Source organism: Actinomadura sp. 21ATH, from assembly GCF_041951345.1.
Taxonomy (GTDB): Bacteria; Actinomycetota; Actinomycetes; order Streptosporangiales; family Streptosporangiaceae; genus Spirillospora.
In genome coordinates this window covers 9,904-23,863 of sequence record NZ_JBGNUR010000020.1, presented here as the reverse complement: position 1 = coordinate 23,863, position 13,960 = coordinate 9,904, and the positions used below count along the sequence as shown (strand labels likewise).

Annotated in this window: 14 protein-coding genes; 8 read left to right on the top strand and 6 right to left on the bottom strand. The window is 73.2% G+C overall.

Features of this window, described 5'->3' with window-relative positions; genetic code table 11:
* Positions 1 to 4: 4 nt before the first annotated feature.
* The 4 genes from ACA361_RS36110 to ACA361_RS36095 all read right to left on the bottom strand — a co-directional run bounded on the left by ACA361_RS36110 (position 5) and on the right by ACA361_RS36095 (position 4,027).
* Complete coding sequence (locus tag ACA361_RS36110) at positions 5 to 2,053, bottom strand: xanthine dehydrogenase family protein molybdopterin-binding subunit (protein WP_375019596.1); 2,049 nt, start codon at positions 2,051 to 2,053, stop codon at positions 5 to 7.
* A complete protein-coding gene (locus ACA361_RS36105) occupies positions 2,050 to 3,051 on the bottom strand; it encodes an FAD binding domain-containing protein (RefSeq protein WP_375019595.1) in 1,002 nt (333 codons plus the stop codon). The genes ACA361_RS36110 and ACA361_RS36105 overlap by 4 nt, the downstream gene beginning before the upstream one ends.
* Positions 3,048 to 3,611, bottom strand: coding sequence for a 2Fe-2S iron-sulfur cluster-binding protein (locus ACA361_RS36100; RefSeq protein WP_375019594.1), 564 nt, complete (start codon positions 3,609 to 3,611; stop codon positions 3,048 to 3,050). Before ACA361_RS36100 ends, ACA361_RS36105 begins: the two co-directional genes overlap by 4 nt.
* Before the next feature lie 71 nt (positions 3,612 to 3,682).
* Positions 3,683 to 4,027 carry a phage holin family protein gene (locus ACA361_RS36095; protein WP_375019593.1) on the bottom strand — a complete coding sequence of 115 codons (345 nt, stop codon included), beginning with the start codon at positions 4,025 to 4,027 and terminating at the stop codon, positions 3,683 to 3,685.
* Positions 4,028 to 4,183: 156 nt separating this feature from the next.
* Here ACA361_RS36095 and ACA361_RS36090 point away from each other — a divergent pair, with 156 nt between their 5' ends.
* Positions 4,184 to 5,395 (top strand): PucR family transcriptional regulator, encoded by a 1,212-nt coding sequence (locus tag ACA361_RS36090; RefSeq protein WP_375019592.1) that lies wholly within the window; start codon positions 4,184 to 4,186, stop codon positions 5,393 to 5,395.
* A 96-nt stretch (positions 5,396 to 5,491) separates the two neighbouring features.
* Entirely contained in the window at positions 5,492 to 5,635 is a 144-nt protein-coding gene (locus tag ACA361_RS36085) for a hypothetical protein (RefSeq protein WP_375019591.1), read from the top strand.
* Positions 5,636 to 5,641: 6 nt separating this feature from the next.
* On the opposite strand, the gene ACA361_RS36080 is transcribed toward ACA361_RS36085, so the two are convergent.
* Both ACA361_RS36080 and ACA361_RS36075 read right to left on the bottom strand, forming a co-directional pair.
* Positions 5,642 to 6,793 carry a mandelate racemase/muconate lactonizing enzyme family protein gene (locus tag ACA361_RS36080; protein WP_375019590.1) on the bottom strand — a complete coding sequence of 384 codons (1,152 nt, stop codon included), beginning with the start codon at positions 6,791 to 6,793 and terminating at the stop codon, positions 5,642 to 5,644.
* Positions 6,790 to 7,833: a LacI family DNA-binding transcriptional regulator gene (locus ACA361_RS36075; protein ID WP_375019589.1), complete on the bottom strand. Its 1,044-nt coding sequence runs from the start codon at positions 7,831 to 7,833 to the stop codon at positions 6,790 to 6,792. Before ACA361_RS36075 ends, ACA361_RS36080 begins: the two co-directional genes overlap by 4 nt.
* A gap of 194 nt (positions 7,834 to 8,027) precedes the next feature.
* Here ACA361_RS36075 and ACA361_RS36070 point away from each other — a divergent pair, with 194 nt between their 5' ends.
* From ACA361_RS36070 to ACA361_RS36045, 6 genes are read left to right on the top strand one after another with little or no spacing between them, the layout of a single operon-like run.
* Positions 8,028 to 8,855: an ABC transporter permease gene (locus ACA361_RS36070; RefSeq protein WP_375019588.1), complete on the top strand. Its 828-nt coding sequence runs from the start codon at positions 8,028 to 8,030 to the stop codon at positions 8,853 to 8,855.
* A gap of 56 nt (positions 8,856 to 8,911) precedes the next feature.
* The gene (locus ACA361_RS36065; RefSeq protein ID WP_375019587.1) at positions 8,912 to 9,931 is read left to right on the top strand and encodes an ABC transporter substrate-binding protein; all 1,020 of its coding nucleotides are present in this window, start codon (positions 8,912 to 8,914) and stop codon (positions 9,929 to 9,931) included.
* A gap of 12 nt (positions 9,932 to 9,943) precedes the next feature.
* Positions 9,944 to 10,753 carry an ABC transporter ATP-binding protein gene (locus ACA361_RS36060; protein WP_375019586.1) on the top strand — a complete coding sequence of 270 codons (810 nt, stop codon included), beginning with the start codon at positions 9,944 to 9,946 and terminating at the stop codon, positions 10,751 to 10,753.
* 40 nt (positions 10,754 to 10,793) lie between these two features.
* A complete protein-coding gene (locus ACA361_RS36055) occupies positions 10,794 to 11,942 on the top strand; it encodes a Gfo/Idh/MocA family protein (protein WP_375019585.1) in 1,149 nt (382 codons plus the stop codon).
* The gene (locus ACA361_RS36050; RefSeq protein WP_375019584.1) at positions 11,939 to 13,084 is read left to right on the top strand and encodes a dihydrodipicolinate synthase family protein; all 1,146 of its coding nucleotides are present in this window, start codon (positions 11,939 to 11,941) and stop codon (positions 13,082 to 13,084) included. Before ACA361_RS36055 ends, ACA361_RS36050 begins: the two co-directional genes overlap by 4 nt.
* Positions 13,081 to 13,893 (top strand): sugar phosphate isomerase/epimerase family protein, encoded by an 813-nt coding sequence (locus ACA361_RS36045; protein WP_375019583.1) that lies wholly within the window; start codon positions 13,081 to 13,083, stop codon positions 13,891 to 13,893. The genes ACA361_RS36050 and ACA361_RS36045 overlap by 4 nt, the downstream gene beginning before the upstream one ends.
* Positions 13,894 to 13,960: the final 67 nt, after the last annotated feature.

The window sequence follows — 13,960 nt, the reverse complement described above, 5'->3', positions numbered from 1 at the left end:
GGGATCAGAGTGACGGCAGCAGCGCCGCCGGGGTGATCGGCAGCTCGCGCAGCCGGACGCCGGTGGCGTGGTGGACGGCGTTGGCGACGGCGGCGGCCGCGCCGACGATCCCGATCTCGCCGATGCCCTTGCCGCCCATCGGGTTGAGGTGCGGGTCGTCCTCCTCGATCCAGACCGCGTCCATGCCGGCCACGTCCGCGCAGGCGGGCACGTGGTACTGGGCGAGGTCGTGGTTGAGGTAGTCGCCGAACTCCTCGTCCATCACGCTCCGCTCCATCAGCGCCATCCCCAGGCCCATCGTCATGCCGCCGACGAACTGCGAGCGCGCGGTCGTCGGGTTGACGATCCGGCCGGCCGCGAACACGCCCAGCATCCGCGGCACCCGGACCTCGCCGGTGTCGGCGTCGACCTCCACCTCGGCGAAGTGCGCGCCGAACGCGTGCCGGGCGTACTTCTCCTGCGCCTTGATCTCCTCGGTCGTGTCGGCCGCCACCTCCGTGCCGGGCGGCGCCTCCAGCACGGCCTCGCAGGCGCGGACGACGGCCGTCCCCCAGCTGGCGGTGCCGGTCGAGCCGCCCGCGACCGACGCCCGCGGCAGGCCGCTGTCGCCGATCTCCACGGTGACCCGGGACGGCTCCACCCCCAGCGTCTCCGCCGCGATGATCGTCAGGGCGGTGCGGGCGCCGGTGCCGATGTCGGTGGCGGCGATCCGCACCGTGCAGCGCCCGTCCGCCTCGCGCCGCGCGGTGGCCCGGCACGGCGCCCGGTTCGCCGGGTACGTCGCGGACGCCACCCCCATGCCGCGCAGCTTCCGGCCGCGCCGCGGCATCGAGCGCGGCGCCGGATCGCGCTCCGCCCAGCCGAACCGGGCGGCGCCCTCGCGCAGGCACGCCACCAGGTTGCGGGAGCTGAACGGCAGCCCGCTCTCCGGCTCGGCGTCCGGCTCGTTGCGGACGCGCAGCTCGATCGGGTCGACCCCGGTGGCGAACGCCAGCTCGTCCATCGCGCACTCCAGCGCGAACATGCCCGGCGTCTCGCCCGGCGCCCGCATCCACGACGGCGTGGGCACGTCCAGCGTGCTCAGCCGGTGCGCGGTCCGCAGGTTGGGCGCCCGGTACATGGTGCGGGACGGCGTCCCGGCCTGCTCCGCGAACTCCCGGACCGTCGAGGTCTGCACGAGAACCTCGTGGATGAGCGTGCCGATCCGGCCGTCCTCGTCCGCGCCGAGCCGCACCCGCTGGACGGTCGGCGTCCGGTAGCCGGTGATCGCGAACATCTGCTGGCGCGTCACCGCGTACTTCACCGGCCGCCCGACGGCCTTCGCCGCCATCGCCGCGAGCACCACGTTGGGACGCGGCGTCCCCTTGGACCCGAAGCCGCCGCCCACGTGCGACGCCACCACGCGGACCCGGGACGGGTCCAGCTCGAAGATCTCGGCGAGGGCGGCGCTCACGGACGAGGCGCCCTGGTTGGAGTCGTACACGACCAGGCGGTCGTCCTCCTCCCACAGCGCCAGCGTCGTGTGCGGCTCCATCGGGTTGTTGTGCTGCGCCGGCGTCCGGTACGTCGCGTCGATCTGCACCGCGCAGGTGGGGAGCGTGTCGTCCGGGCGCCCCTTCTCGGTGTCGGCGGGGAAGCCGGCGTTGACCGTGTCCGGTTTGTAGAGGTTCGGGTTGTCGCGGCGCAGGCGCACGTCGTGCGGCTCGGGGGCGTACTCGACCCGGACCCTGCGGGCCGCCTCCTGCGCGGTCTCCAGCGTCTCGCCGATCACCGCGGCCACCAGCTGCCCCCGGTACGAGACCCGCCGGGACTGGAACAGCGCCAGCTCCCCGTCGGTGCCGGACGGCAGCGCGGGCGCGTTCTCGCAGGACAGCACGGCCAGCACGCCCGGCTGCGCCAGCGCGGGCCGGGCGTCCACGGACCTGATCTCGCCCTTCGCGATCGTCGCGGGGACGGCGTACAGGTAGGCGGCGTTCGCCACCGGGTACTCGAACGCGTACCGGGCCCGCCCGGTGATCTTCTCCCGGGCCTCGACCCGCTCCAGCGCCGTCATCGGTCCTCCCCCTGCTCCGCCGCCAGCTCGGCGAGCGTCCGCACGATCAGGTTCCGCGCGAGCCGGACCTTGTAGGTGTTGTCGCGCAGCGGCTTGGCCGCCTCCAGTTCGGCCTCGGCGGCGCGGATGAACGCCTCCTCCGTCGCCGGGGCGCCGCGCAGCCGGTCCTCCATGCGCCAGGCCCGCCACGGCTGGTGGGCGACCCCGCCCAGCGCGACGCGGCTCTCCTGGACGGTCCCGTCGACCACGTCCAGCGCGGCACCGACGGACACGAGCGCGAACGCGAACGACGCCCGCTCGCGGACCTTCCGGTAGCGGGACGGCATGGGGAGCGGGTCCACCTCGACGCCCGTGATGAGGTCGCCCGGCTCCAGCGTGGTGTCGCGCTGCGGCTCGTTGCCGGGCAGCCGGTAGAGGGGCTCGGGGCCGCGCCCCACCAGCGGCACGACGCGCTCGCCCTCGCCGCCGCGGACGCGCACGCGCGCGTCCAGCGCCGCCAGCGCGACCGCCATGTCGGACGGGTGCGTGGCCACGCAGTCGTGCGAGTGCCCGAGGATCGCCAGGTTGCCGTGGTCGCCCTCGATGGCGGGGCAGCCCGTACCGGGGCTCCTCTTGTTGCAGGGCTTGGTGACGTCCTGGAAGTAGGGGCAGCGGGTGCGCTGCAGCAGGTTCCCGCCGACGGTGGCCATGTTGCGGATCTGCCCGGACGCCCCCGCGAGGACGGCCTGGGCGAGCATGGGGAAGCGCCTCCGCACGGCGTCGTGGGCGGCGAGGTCGCTGTTCCTGACGGCCGCGCCTATCGCGAGCCCGCCGTCCGGCTCCTCCTCGACCGTGCCGTACGGGAGGCGGGTGACGTCCACCAGCCGCTCCGGCTCGGCCACGCCCAGCCGCATGAGGTCCACGAGGTTGGTGCCGCCGCCCAGGTAGAAGGCGTTCCCGGTGTGGCTCGCGAGCGCCTCCTCGGCGCTGGCCGCCCGCGCGTACGTGAACGGCCTCACGAGCGCACCCCTTCCTGGGCCCCCGCCTGCCGGATCGCGGCGACGATGTTGACGTACGCGCCGCACCGGCACAGGTTGCCGCTCATCCGCTCGCGGATCTCCGCGTCGGTCAGCGCGGGCCGTCCGGCCAGGTCCGCGGTCACCGCGCTGGGCCGGCCGTCGGCGATCTCGCCGAGCATCCCGGCCGCCGAGCACAGCTGGCCCGGCGTGCAGTAGCCGCACTGGAACGCGTCGCACTCGGCGAACGCCTCCTGGAGCGGCGCGAGCTCGTCCGGCCCGCCCGGCGCCAGCCCCTCCACGGTGACGATCTCGGCGCCGTCGTGCGCCACGGCCAGCGCCAGGCAGCCGTTCGCGCGGCGCCCGTCCAGCAGGACGGTGCAGGCGCCGCACTGGCCGTGGTCGCAGCCCTTCTTGGATCCGGTCAGCCCGAGCCGCTCGCGCAGCACGTCCAGGATCGACGCCCGCGTGTCGACGGTGATCCGCTGCTCGTGCCCGTTCACGATCAAGGTGATCTCGGCATGGGCGGGCCGCTCGGCCGCCGAGCCGTCAGCACTCTCCATGGACGCGTCCCTACCCGGGATCACGCGAGTGAGTCAGCCGCGCACGCGCGGTGGCGGACGGGTCCCCGGCCTCAGGTCGAGTCGGCGATGATCTCGGCGACCTGGCGCGCGGTCTCGGTCGGCAGCGGCGGGGGCAGGCCGCGCCAGCGGCGGGCGGCGAGCATCGCGGCACCGGCGGCGCCGCCGGAGTACGCGGCGGCCGCGACCAGCGCGGCGGCCTCGGGCGGCAGCTTCTTCTCCAGCAGCAGGAGGTTGAGCCGGTACGTGGAGGCGGTGGCGAGCAGCCCGAGCGTCCCGGCCAGCGCACCGAACCTGAGGGCGGGGAACCGCTGCCTCGCCTTCTCCCACATCTCCCGCTGCGCGGCGTCCATCACGGACCGTGCGACCACGAGATTCTGCTCCGTTGACTCGCTCATGACCGACCCTGCCATAAGCGCCCCTTACCCCCATGGAACGGACAAACACCTCCCTTCAGGTCCTTCCAAAACCACCGATTCCACTGCAACTTCGGACACCAATGTGTGAGATGGGTTACAAGTGATCCGGGGGCCCGGCACAGGAGGAGGCAGAGAGTGGAGGTTTCCGACGGGCTGCTCGACGTCCGGATGCCCGAGGGCACCACGCCCACGCTGGCCAAAGCGCTCCGCAAGCACGTCCCGAAGATCGCCGCGGAGGCGGTCGCCGAGATCCAGCGCGAGGTGCCGCAGTACGCCCGCCCGCACGACGCCCGCTACTCCGAGGTGCTGGAGCAGGGCGTCGCCTGGGCGATCGGCCACTTCGTCGACCTGATGGCGGACCCGGCGACCTCCTCCGCCGAGATCGTGGAGTTCTTCCGCGGCGTCGGGGTCGGCGAGGCGCGCGAGGGCCGCGACCTGGAATCCCTCCAGCGCGCCCTGCGCACCGGCGCCGGCGTCGCGGTCCGGCGGCTCACCGAAGCCTCCGAGCGCACCCCGCACCGCGTCACCGCCGGCATCATCGCCGAGGTCGCGCAGGCCGTCCTCGCCTACATCGACCGCCTGGTCGGCGTCGTCGCCGAGGGCCACGCCGAAGTGGCGGCCCGCGCCGTGGGCGAGCGCCAGAACCGCCGCCGCGAGCTGCTCGAACTGCTCATCGGCGACCCGCCGCCCCGCCTCGCCGACCTCCGCGAGCCCGCCCGGCTGGCCGAGTGGCGGCCGCCCCGCACGGTCGCCGCGCTCGCGCTGGGCGAGCGCCGTCCCGACGTCCACCCGCCCTCCTTCCCGGACGAGATCCTCCCCGGCCTGCACCTGGACGAGCCGTGCCTGATCGTCCCCGACCCGGCCGGCCCGGGCCGCGAGCGGATGCTGCGCTCCGGCCTGCGCGACTGGATCGGCGCCCTCGGCCCCACCGTCGAGATCACCGAGGTGGCCAAGTCGCTGCGCTGGGCCCGCCAGGCCCTCGCCCTCGCCACCGCGTCCGTCATCGGCCACGACGGCCTCGTCCACGCCGACCGGCACATCCCCCTCCTGGTCATGACCCAGGACCGCGAGCTCCTCGAACGCGCCGCCGCCCGCCGGCTCGAACCCCTGATGAAGCTGCGCCCGTCCCAGCGGCAGCGCCTCGCCGAGACGTTCCTGGCCTCGCTCGAATGCGGCTTCAACGCCACCCAGGTCTCGGTCCGCCTCCAGGTCCACGCCCAGACCATCCGCTACCGCCTCCGCCAGCTGGAGACCTTCTTCGGCGACGACATCTACGACCCCGAACAGCGCCTGGAGTTCCACATGCTCCTCCACGCCTGGCTCGCCACCCGCGGGGGGCAGGTCTAGACCATTTTGCGTTGGAGGGGGGGTGATCCAGAAAATCTCCTTCTCCGGTCGATCGCCGGAGACCGAATCGATCGTTGAAGGAGGACGGCGGCAACCGTGAGCACTTCCCTGGCGAACCCCCGTCGTACCCGGCTCGTCTCCTGGCCCTCGCAGGGCGCGGAGACCACGGACCAGGAGCAGCCGGCGACCAGCGCCGAGTCCGCCCCGTCCGCGGCCGAAGAGCAGAGCACGGGGCATTAGCACCCCTCAGCCGCTCAGGACATCGACGGTGAGTCTTCTCACGGTGGCCTCGTCCACCTCCACGCCCAGGCCCGGGCCGTCGGGGACGTGCGCCGTGCCGCCCTCGACCCGCACGGTCGAGGCGGCGTAGGGGGACTCCACGAACTGCCGGCCGTTCAGGTCGACGGGCGTGTCGATGCCGTACGCGGCGAACAGGTGCAGCGAGGCGGCCAGGCCCAGGTCGGAGTCCGTCAGGCCGGAGCCCATCAGCTGGACGCCGGCGTCCTCGGCCAGCGCGCACAGGCGGCGCGAGAGGGTCGGGCCGCCGCTGCGCTGCACCTTGGCGATCGCGATGTCGATCGCGTCGAGCTTCACGAACGTGGCCAGGTCGGACGGATGGCGCAGGCTCTCGTCCAGCGCGACCGGGACCGGGGAGTCGGCGCGCAGCCGGCGCAGGCCGGCCACGTCGTTGGCGGGCAGCGGCTGCTCGAACGCCGTGACGCCCAGCGGGCTCAGCCGGTGCGCCATGCGGAGGGCCGCGTGCGCCGTATAGCCCTGGTTGGCGTCCACCCACAGCGGGGCGTCCGGTCCGGCGTGCGCGCGGACGGCCTCGACCACGGCGGCGTCGGTCGCCTCGTCGTGCAGGCCGATCTTGACCTTGAACGCGCCGTACCCGAGGCCGCGCCCCTCGGCGACGCTGTCCCCCACCTCGGCCGGCGACTGGCCCGAGACGACCCAGGCGAGCTCGATCCGGTCGGTGCGCCGCGCGCCCCACAGGACGCCGCAGGGGACGCCCGCGGCGCGGCCGAGGAGGTCGTTGAGGGCCATGTCGACGGCGCTCTTGGCGAGCGGGGCGCCGATGCTGAAGCCGCGGTTGACGGTGCGGTCGAAGATCCGGGCGATGCCGTCCAGGTCCCAGGCGGGGTGGCCGGTGACCGCGGGGGCCAGGTAGCGGTCGATGGTGGTGACGATCGACTCGGCGGTCTCGTACGTCCAGGCGGGGATGGGGGTGGCCTCGCCCCAGCCGGTGGCGCCGCCGGCGTCCACCCGGACCAGGATCCGGATGCTGGGCCGCCCGGCGACGGCGACCGCGCCGCCGGCGACGCCGAACGAGCGGCGGGTCGGGAGGGCGACCGGGAAGGTCCGGACGCGTTCGATCTTCAGATCACCGAGATTCAACGGCTCCCCCTCGGAGGCGCGGTGCTGGCACGGAGGACGACCTCGCCCGGCATGCGCTCGACGCGGCTGCGGCGGGCGGGGTCCCGGACGGCGAGTTCCATGACGCGCTCGCCCATCAGGTCGAGCGGGAGCGCGACGGTCGTGAGCGGCGGGGTGAGGTCGCGGACGATCGGTATGTCGTCGAAGCCCGCCAGCGACACGTCGCCCGGGACGCTCACGCCGCTGTCGCGGAACGCGGCGAGCGCGCCGATGGCCATCACGTCGGTCACGGCGAACACGCAGGTGGGCAGGTCGCCGCGGCGGATCAGCTCGGTGGCGGCCGCGTAGCCGCCGTCGCGGGTGAACGCGGCCTCGACGACGCGGGACTCCGGCAGTTCCAGCCCGGCCTCGGCGACGGCCGCGGCGAAGCCGCCGAAGCGGTCGGCGACCGTGGTCAGCTCGCGGGGGCCGGTGAGGACGGCGAAGTCGCGGTGTCCGAGGTCCAGCAGGGCCGCGGCGAGCGCGGCGGCGCCCTCGCGGTTCTGCGGCAGGACGGTGTCGACCTTGAGGCTGCGGTGCCGGCTGACGACGGCGACCCGGCCGCCGGCCCGCTGGTACGGGTCCAGCTCGGCGTTCATCGAGCGCTCCCAGTCGCGGTCCTCGAAGCCGGAGCCGATCAGCAGGATGGCGCGGGCCCGCTGGGCGCGCAGCGTCGCGATGTACTCGATCTCCCGGGCCGGGTCGCGGAACGTGCTGGCCAGCATGACCATCAGGTCCCGGTCGGAGGCGGCGCGCATGACGCCGCGGGCGACGCTGGCGAAGTAGGGGTCGCTGACATCGTGGCAGATGACCCCGATGACCTTGCTGGACGAGCTGGCGAGCGCCTGCGCGTGGGCGTTGGGCGTGTACGCCAGGACCCCGGCGGCGGCGAGCACCTTCTCCCGGAGGTCGGCTCTGACCTGGGCGGTCCCGTTCAGCACGCGCGATGCGGTGGCGAGCGAGACGCCGGCCCGGTGGGCGACGTCCTGGAGCGTCACGTGCTGCCGTTCCGGCTCGGTCATGGCGCCTCCCGGTAGGGGGTTTTCCGTGTGCGACGGTACGCCGGTCGATATTGCCGCGCCTGACCTCTTGACCGGATCGCCCGCTGTTCTTACGGTCATAGCCATAGTAGCCGAGAAAGCGCTTTCAGAGAGCGCTTTCTGAGACCGCCATCGGAGGTCCCATGGTGACCACGCCCGCGTCAACGGCCACACCCGTGAAGGGGGTGGCCGCCCGCGACGCGCCCGGTGCGGGAGAGCGCGTGCGGGACGCGCTCGAACGCACCTGGCGTCCCGTCGGCCTGCTGTTCGCCTGCCTGGCCGCCTGGTGGGGCGTCACCGCGGCCGGGCTGGTGGAGCCCTACCTCGTGCCGTCCCCCGGGACGACGCTGGGCGTGATGGGCGACAAGGCGTCGTACATCTGGCACCACACCTGGATCACCACGTACGAGACGCTGCTGGGCTTCGTGATCGCCGTCGTCGTCGGCATCGCCGCCGCGGTGATCATGGTGTACTCCACCACGGTCGAGAAGACCCTCTACCCCATCCTGCTGTTCGCGCAGGTCATCCCCAAGATCGCGATCGCCCCGCTGTTCGTGGTGTGGCTCGGCTTCGGGCTCGCGCCCAAGATCGTGGTGGCCGTGCTCATCGCGTTCTTCCCCGTGGTCATCTCGATGGTCACCGGGCTGAAGGCGGTGGATCCGGAGATGATCCAGCTGTCGTCGACGATGGGCGCCGGACCGCTCCAGACGTTCGCGAAGATCCGGTTCCCGGCCTCGCTGCCGCACCTGTTCTCCGGGCTCAAGGTCGCGGTCACGCTCGCCGTCACCGGCGCGGTCGTCGGCGAGTTCGTCGGCGCCAACGAGGGCCTCGGATACGTGATCCTCCAGGCCAACGGCAACCTCGACACCCCCATGCTGTTCGCCGGGCTGCTGGTCATGTCGCTGATCGGCGTCATCCTCTTCGTCCTGGTCGAACTGGCCGAACACCTCCTGCTGCCCTGGCACGCCAGCCGCCGCGGCGAGGCCGTGACCACCACCTACTAGCCACCAGCCGCTAGCGGACACCCGCCCACCGGCGGAACCACCCCCACGGAGACCCCATGAAACTCCGCACGTTCGCCATCGCCCTCGTCCCCGCGCTCGCCCTCACCGCGGCCGCCTGCGGCGGCGGTTCCGAGGAGACCACCAGCGCCTCCGGCAAGAAGCTCACCAAGGTGAGCCTGACGCTCAACTGGTACCCGTACGGCGAGCACGCGCCGTTCTACTACGGCGTGAAGCAGAAGATCTTCGAGAAGCACGGCATCGACCTGGAGATCAAGGCCGGCCAGGGCTCGCAGAAGACCGTGCAGGCCACCGGCGCGGGCCAGACGGACTTCGGCTGGGCCGACACCCCGGCGCTGCTGGCCGCGGTCGACAAGGGCATGCCGATCAAGAGCATCGGCGTGTTCCTCCAGACGACCCCCGCGTCGGTCCAGGCGTTCGAGACCACCGGGATCAAGGCGCCGGCCGACCTCAAGGGCAAGAAGATCGCCGGTACGGCCGGGGACGCCCTGTCGCGCACCTTCCCCGTGTTCCTGAAGAAGAACGGCCTCGCCGAGTCCGACGTCCAGATCCAGAACACCGACCCGGCGGGCAAGATGGCCGCGGTCATGTCCGGGCAGGCCGACGGGCTGGTCGGGTTCGCCAACGACCAGGGCCCGATCATGAAGGACAAGTCCAAGAAGGCCACCACCGCGCTGCGCTTCTCCGAGCACGGGCTGAACTTCTTCTCCAACGGGCTGATGGTCGGCGAGCGCAAGCTCAAGAGCGAGGGCGACCTGGTCAAGCGGATGGTCGCGGCCACCAGCGAGTCCTGGACCGCCGCGCAGAAGGACGAGGCCGGCGCGGTCGCGTCGATGGCCGGGGCGTCCGACCAGCTGCCGCCGGTGCCGGTGATCACCGAGCAGTTCAAGGCCACGATCGGGCTGCTGCACACCGACGCGACCAAGGGCAAGGCGCCCGGCGTCAACACCGAGGCCGACTGGAAGACGACGATCGACGTCTTCCACCAGGCCGGCGTCATCGGCAAGGCCCAGCCGCCCGCCGAGTACTGGCAGGCCGACACCGCACCCCAGGGCTGACCTATGAGGATCATGAGCGAACCGGAGACCGGGACCGCGGCGACCGCCGAGGGCGCCGCCGTCCGCATGGACGACGTGGCCGTCCGCTTCCGCAGCCGCAAGCGCGACGTCACCGCGCTGCACGAGGTGTCGCTGAACGTCGCCATGGGCGAGTTCGTCGCGATCGTGGGCCCGTCCGGCTGCGGCAAGTCCACCCTGCTGAAGCTGGTCGCGGGGCTGCTGAAGCCCACGTCGGGCGACGTGCGGCTGCGCGGCGAGCGGGTGGCGGGGCCGCGGCACGACATCGGGTACGTGTTCCAGCGCGCGGCGCTGCTGGAGTGGCGCAGCGCCCGCAAGAACATCCTGCTCCAGGCCGAGATGCGCAAGATGCCGTCCGACCAGGCCGCGCGCCGGACCGCCGAGCTGATCGAGATGGCCGGCCTGACCGGGTTCGAGGACGCGCTGCCGCACGAGCTGTCCGGCGGCATGCAGCAGCGGGTCGCGCTGTGCCGCGCGCTGCTGCACGAGCCGCCCGTCCTGCTGATGGACGAGCCGTTCGGCGCCCTGGACGCGCTGACCCGCGAGCAGCTCAACATCGAGCTCAACCGGATCTGGCGGGAGACCGGCACCACCGTGCTGCTGGTCACGCACTCGATCGCCGAGGCCGCGTACCTGGCGAACCGGGTCGTGGTGATGAGCGACCGGCCCGGCACGATCAGGGAGGTCATCGAGGTCGACCTGCCCGCCGAGCGCGACTACGCCCGGACCGTCGACCACCCCGAGTTCTCCCGGGTGGCCGCCCGCATCCGGGGCCTGCTCGGGGCCGGCGCGGGCGCCGAATAGCACCTCAGCTCTCGAAGCACACCTTTAGGGAAGGAACGGGATGGCACGCAGGTCCATCGGGATCGTCATGAACGGTGTCACCGGCCGCATGGGATACCGCCAGCATCTCCTCCGCTCGATCCTGGCGATCCGGGAGGCCGGCGGGCTGCCGCTGGCCGACGGCACCGTCCTGTGGCCCGAGCCGGTGCTCGTCGGCCGCAGCGAGCAGAAGCTGCGCGACCTCGCCGAACGGCACGGGCTGGAGCACTGGACGACCGATCTGGCCGAGGCCCTGGAACGCTCCGACACCGAGATCTACTTCGACGCCCAGGTCACCTCCGCCCGGGAGACGGCGATCCGCGCGGCGATCGCGGCGGGGATGCACGTCTACACCGAGAAGCCGCTGGCGGAGGGCCTGGAGGAGGCCCTGGCGCTGGCCCGGCTCGCGGACGAGGCGGGCATCCGGCACGGGGTCGTCCAGGACAAGCTGTTCCTGCCGGGGCTGCGCAAGCTCCAGCGGCTGGTGGACGGCGGGTTCTTCGGGCGGATCCTGTCGGTGCGCGGCGAGTTCGGGTACTGGGTGTTCGAGGGCGACTGGCAGGAGGCCCAGCGGCCGAGCTGGAACTACCGGGCCGAGGACGGCGGCGGGATCATCCTCGACATGTTCGCGCACTGGCGGTACGTGCTCGACGCGATCGCGCCGGTCCGGTCCGTCCAGGCGCTCGGCGCGACGCACATCCCGGAACGGGTGGACGAGCACGGCAAGCCGTACGAGGCCACCGCCGACGACGCCGCGTACGGGATCTTCGAGCTGGAGGGCGGGATCGTCGCGCAGATCAACTCGTCGTGGACGACCCGCGTGTTCCGCGACGAGCTGGTGGAGTTCCAGGTGGACGGCACGGAGGGCTCGGCCGTGGCGGGGCTGCGGCGCTGCCGCGTCCAGCACCGCTCGATGACGCCCAAGCCGGTCTGGAACCCCGACCTGCCCGCCACCGAGGACTTCCGCGGCCAGTGGCAGGAGATCCCCGACAACGAGGAGTTCGACAACGGCTTCAAGGTCCAGTGGGAGATGTTCCTGCGCCACGTGTACGACGACGGCCCGTTCGCGTGGGACTTCTACGCGGGCGCGCGGGGCGTCCAGCTGGCCGAGCTGGGGCTGCGGGCGTGGCGCGAGGGCCGCCGGCTGGACGTCCCGGAGCTGTCCCGATGAAGGTCGTGCTCCCCTCGGCCGCGCCCGCCGCGTCCGGTGAGGGCCTGGTGCCGTACACGCTGGGCGAGCCGCGCGCGTTCGGCCGCCCGGCGGGTCCGGCGGCGTCGCGGGTGGCGTACGCGGCGGCGCACGTCGTGCCCGACCCGTTCGGGGACTCGCTCGACTGGGACACGACGCTGGCCTTCCGCGAGCACCTGTGGTCGTACGGGCTGGGCGTCGCGGAGGCGATGGACACGGCGCAGCGCGGGATGGGACTGGACTGGTCCGTCACGCGGGAGCTGATCCTGCGCAGCGGCGCGGCGGCCCGCGCCCGCGGCGGCCTCATCGCCTGCGGCGCGGGCACCGACCAGCTCCCGCCCGGCCCGGCGTCCCTGAAGACGATCGTCGCCGCGTACGAGGAGCAGCTCGCGGTCGTGGCCGAGGCGGGCGCCGTGCCGATCCTGATGGCAAGCCGCCAGCTGGCCGCCGCCGCGACCGGCCCGGACGACTACGCCGAGGTGTACGGGCGCCTCCTCTCCCAGCTGGAGCGGCCGGCGATCCTGCACTGGCTGGGCCCGATGTTCGATCCGGCACTGGAGGGCTACTGGGGCACGCCGGACCTGGACGCGGCGGCCGCGGCCGTGCTCGACGTCATCCGCGAGCACGCGGCGAAGGTCGACGGCATCAAGGTGTCCCTCCTGGACGCCGGCCGCGAGATCGACCTGCGCCGCCGCCTGCCGGACTCCGTGCGCCTCTACACCGGGGACGACTTCAACTACCCGGACCTGATCCGCGGCGACGAGCACGGCCACAGCGACGCGCTCCTCGGCGTCTTCGACCCGATCGCGCCCGCCGCCGCGGCCGCCCTGCACGCCCTGGACGCGAACGACCTCGACGCCTACGAGGAGGCGTTCGCGCCGACGCTCCCCCTCGCGCGCCACATCTTCGAGGCGCCCACGTACTACTACAAGACCGGCGTCGTCTTCCTGGCCTGGCTGTCCGGCCACCAGAGCCACTTCCGGATGGTCGGCGGGCTGGAGAGCGCGCGTTCCGTACCGCACCTGGTGCGCCTCTTCCAGCTGGCCGACGGCCTCTATCCGGACCCGGAGCTGGCGGCCGCCCGGATGCGCGCCTGGCTGACCGTCCAGGGGGTGCCGCAGTGACCGCCGATCCGCGCTTCAGCCTCAACCAGTGGACGACGCGCCACTGGCCCCTCCCCGACCTGGTCTCCGGCTGCGCCGCCGAGGGCGTCCGGGGCGTCGGCCTGTGGCGCGAGCCCGTCGCCGAGTACGGGCCGACCCGTGCGGCGAAGCTCGTCCGCGACGCCGGCCTGGCGGTGACGTCCCTCTGCCGGGGCGGCTTCTTCCAGCGGGAGGGCGCCATCGCCGAGAACAGGAGGGCCATCGAGGAGACGGCCGCCCTCGGGGCACCGGTCCTCGTCCTGGTGAGCGGCGGCCTCCCGGACGGCTCCCGCGACATCGACGGCGCCCGCGCCCGGGTGGCCGACGCGCTGGCGGAGCTGGCCCCGTACGCGGGCGAGCACGGCGTCCGGCTGGCGATCGAGCCGCTGCACCCGATGTTCGCCTCGGACCGGTGCGTGGTCGCCACCCTCGGCCAGGCGCTCGACCTGGCGGCGCCCCACCCGGCCGCCCAGGTCGGCGTGGTGATCGACACGTACCACCTCTGGTGGGACCCGGCCGCGTACGCGGACATCGCGCGGGCGGGCCGCGAGGACCGGCTGGCGATCTTCCAGGTGGCCGACTGGACCACCCCGCTGCCCGAGGGCGTCCTGACCGGGCGCGGGATGCTCGGCGACGGCTGCGTCGAGCTGCGCCGCTTCCGCGAGGCGGTGGACGCGACCGGCTACGACGGCCCGATCGAGGTGGAGATCTTCAACGAGGACCTCTGGGCCACCCCTGGCGAGAAGGCCCTGACCCTGACCCTGTCCCGCTTCGCGGAACACGTCCTCTAATGCCGCCCCGCCCCGTCGACTCGTGGCGTGTCGCCCTCTCGCGGGCGGGGCGGCATTAGAGGACGTG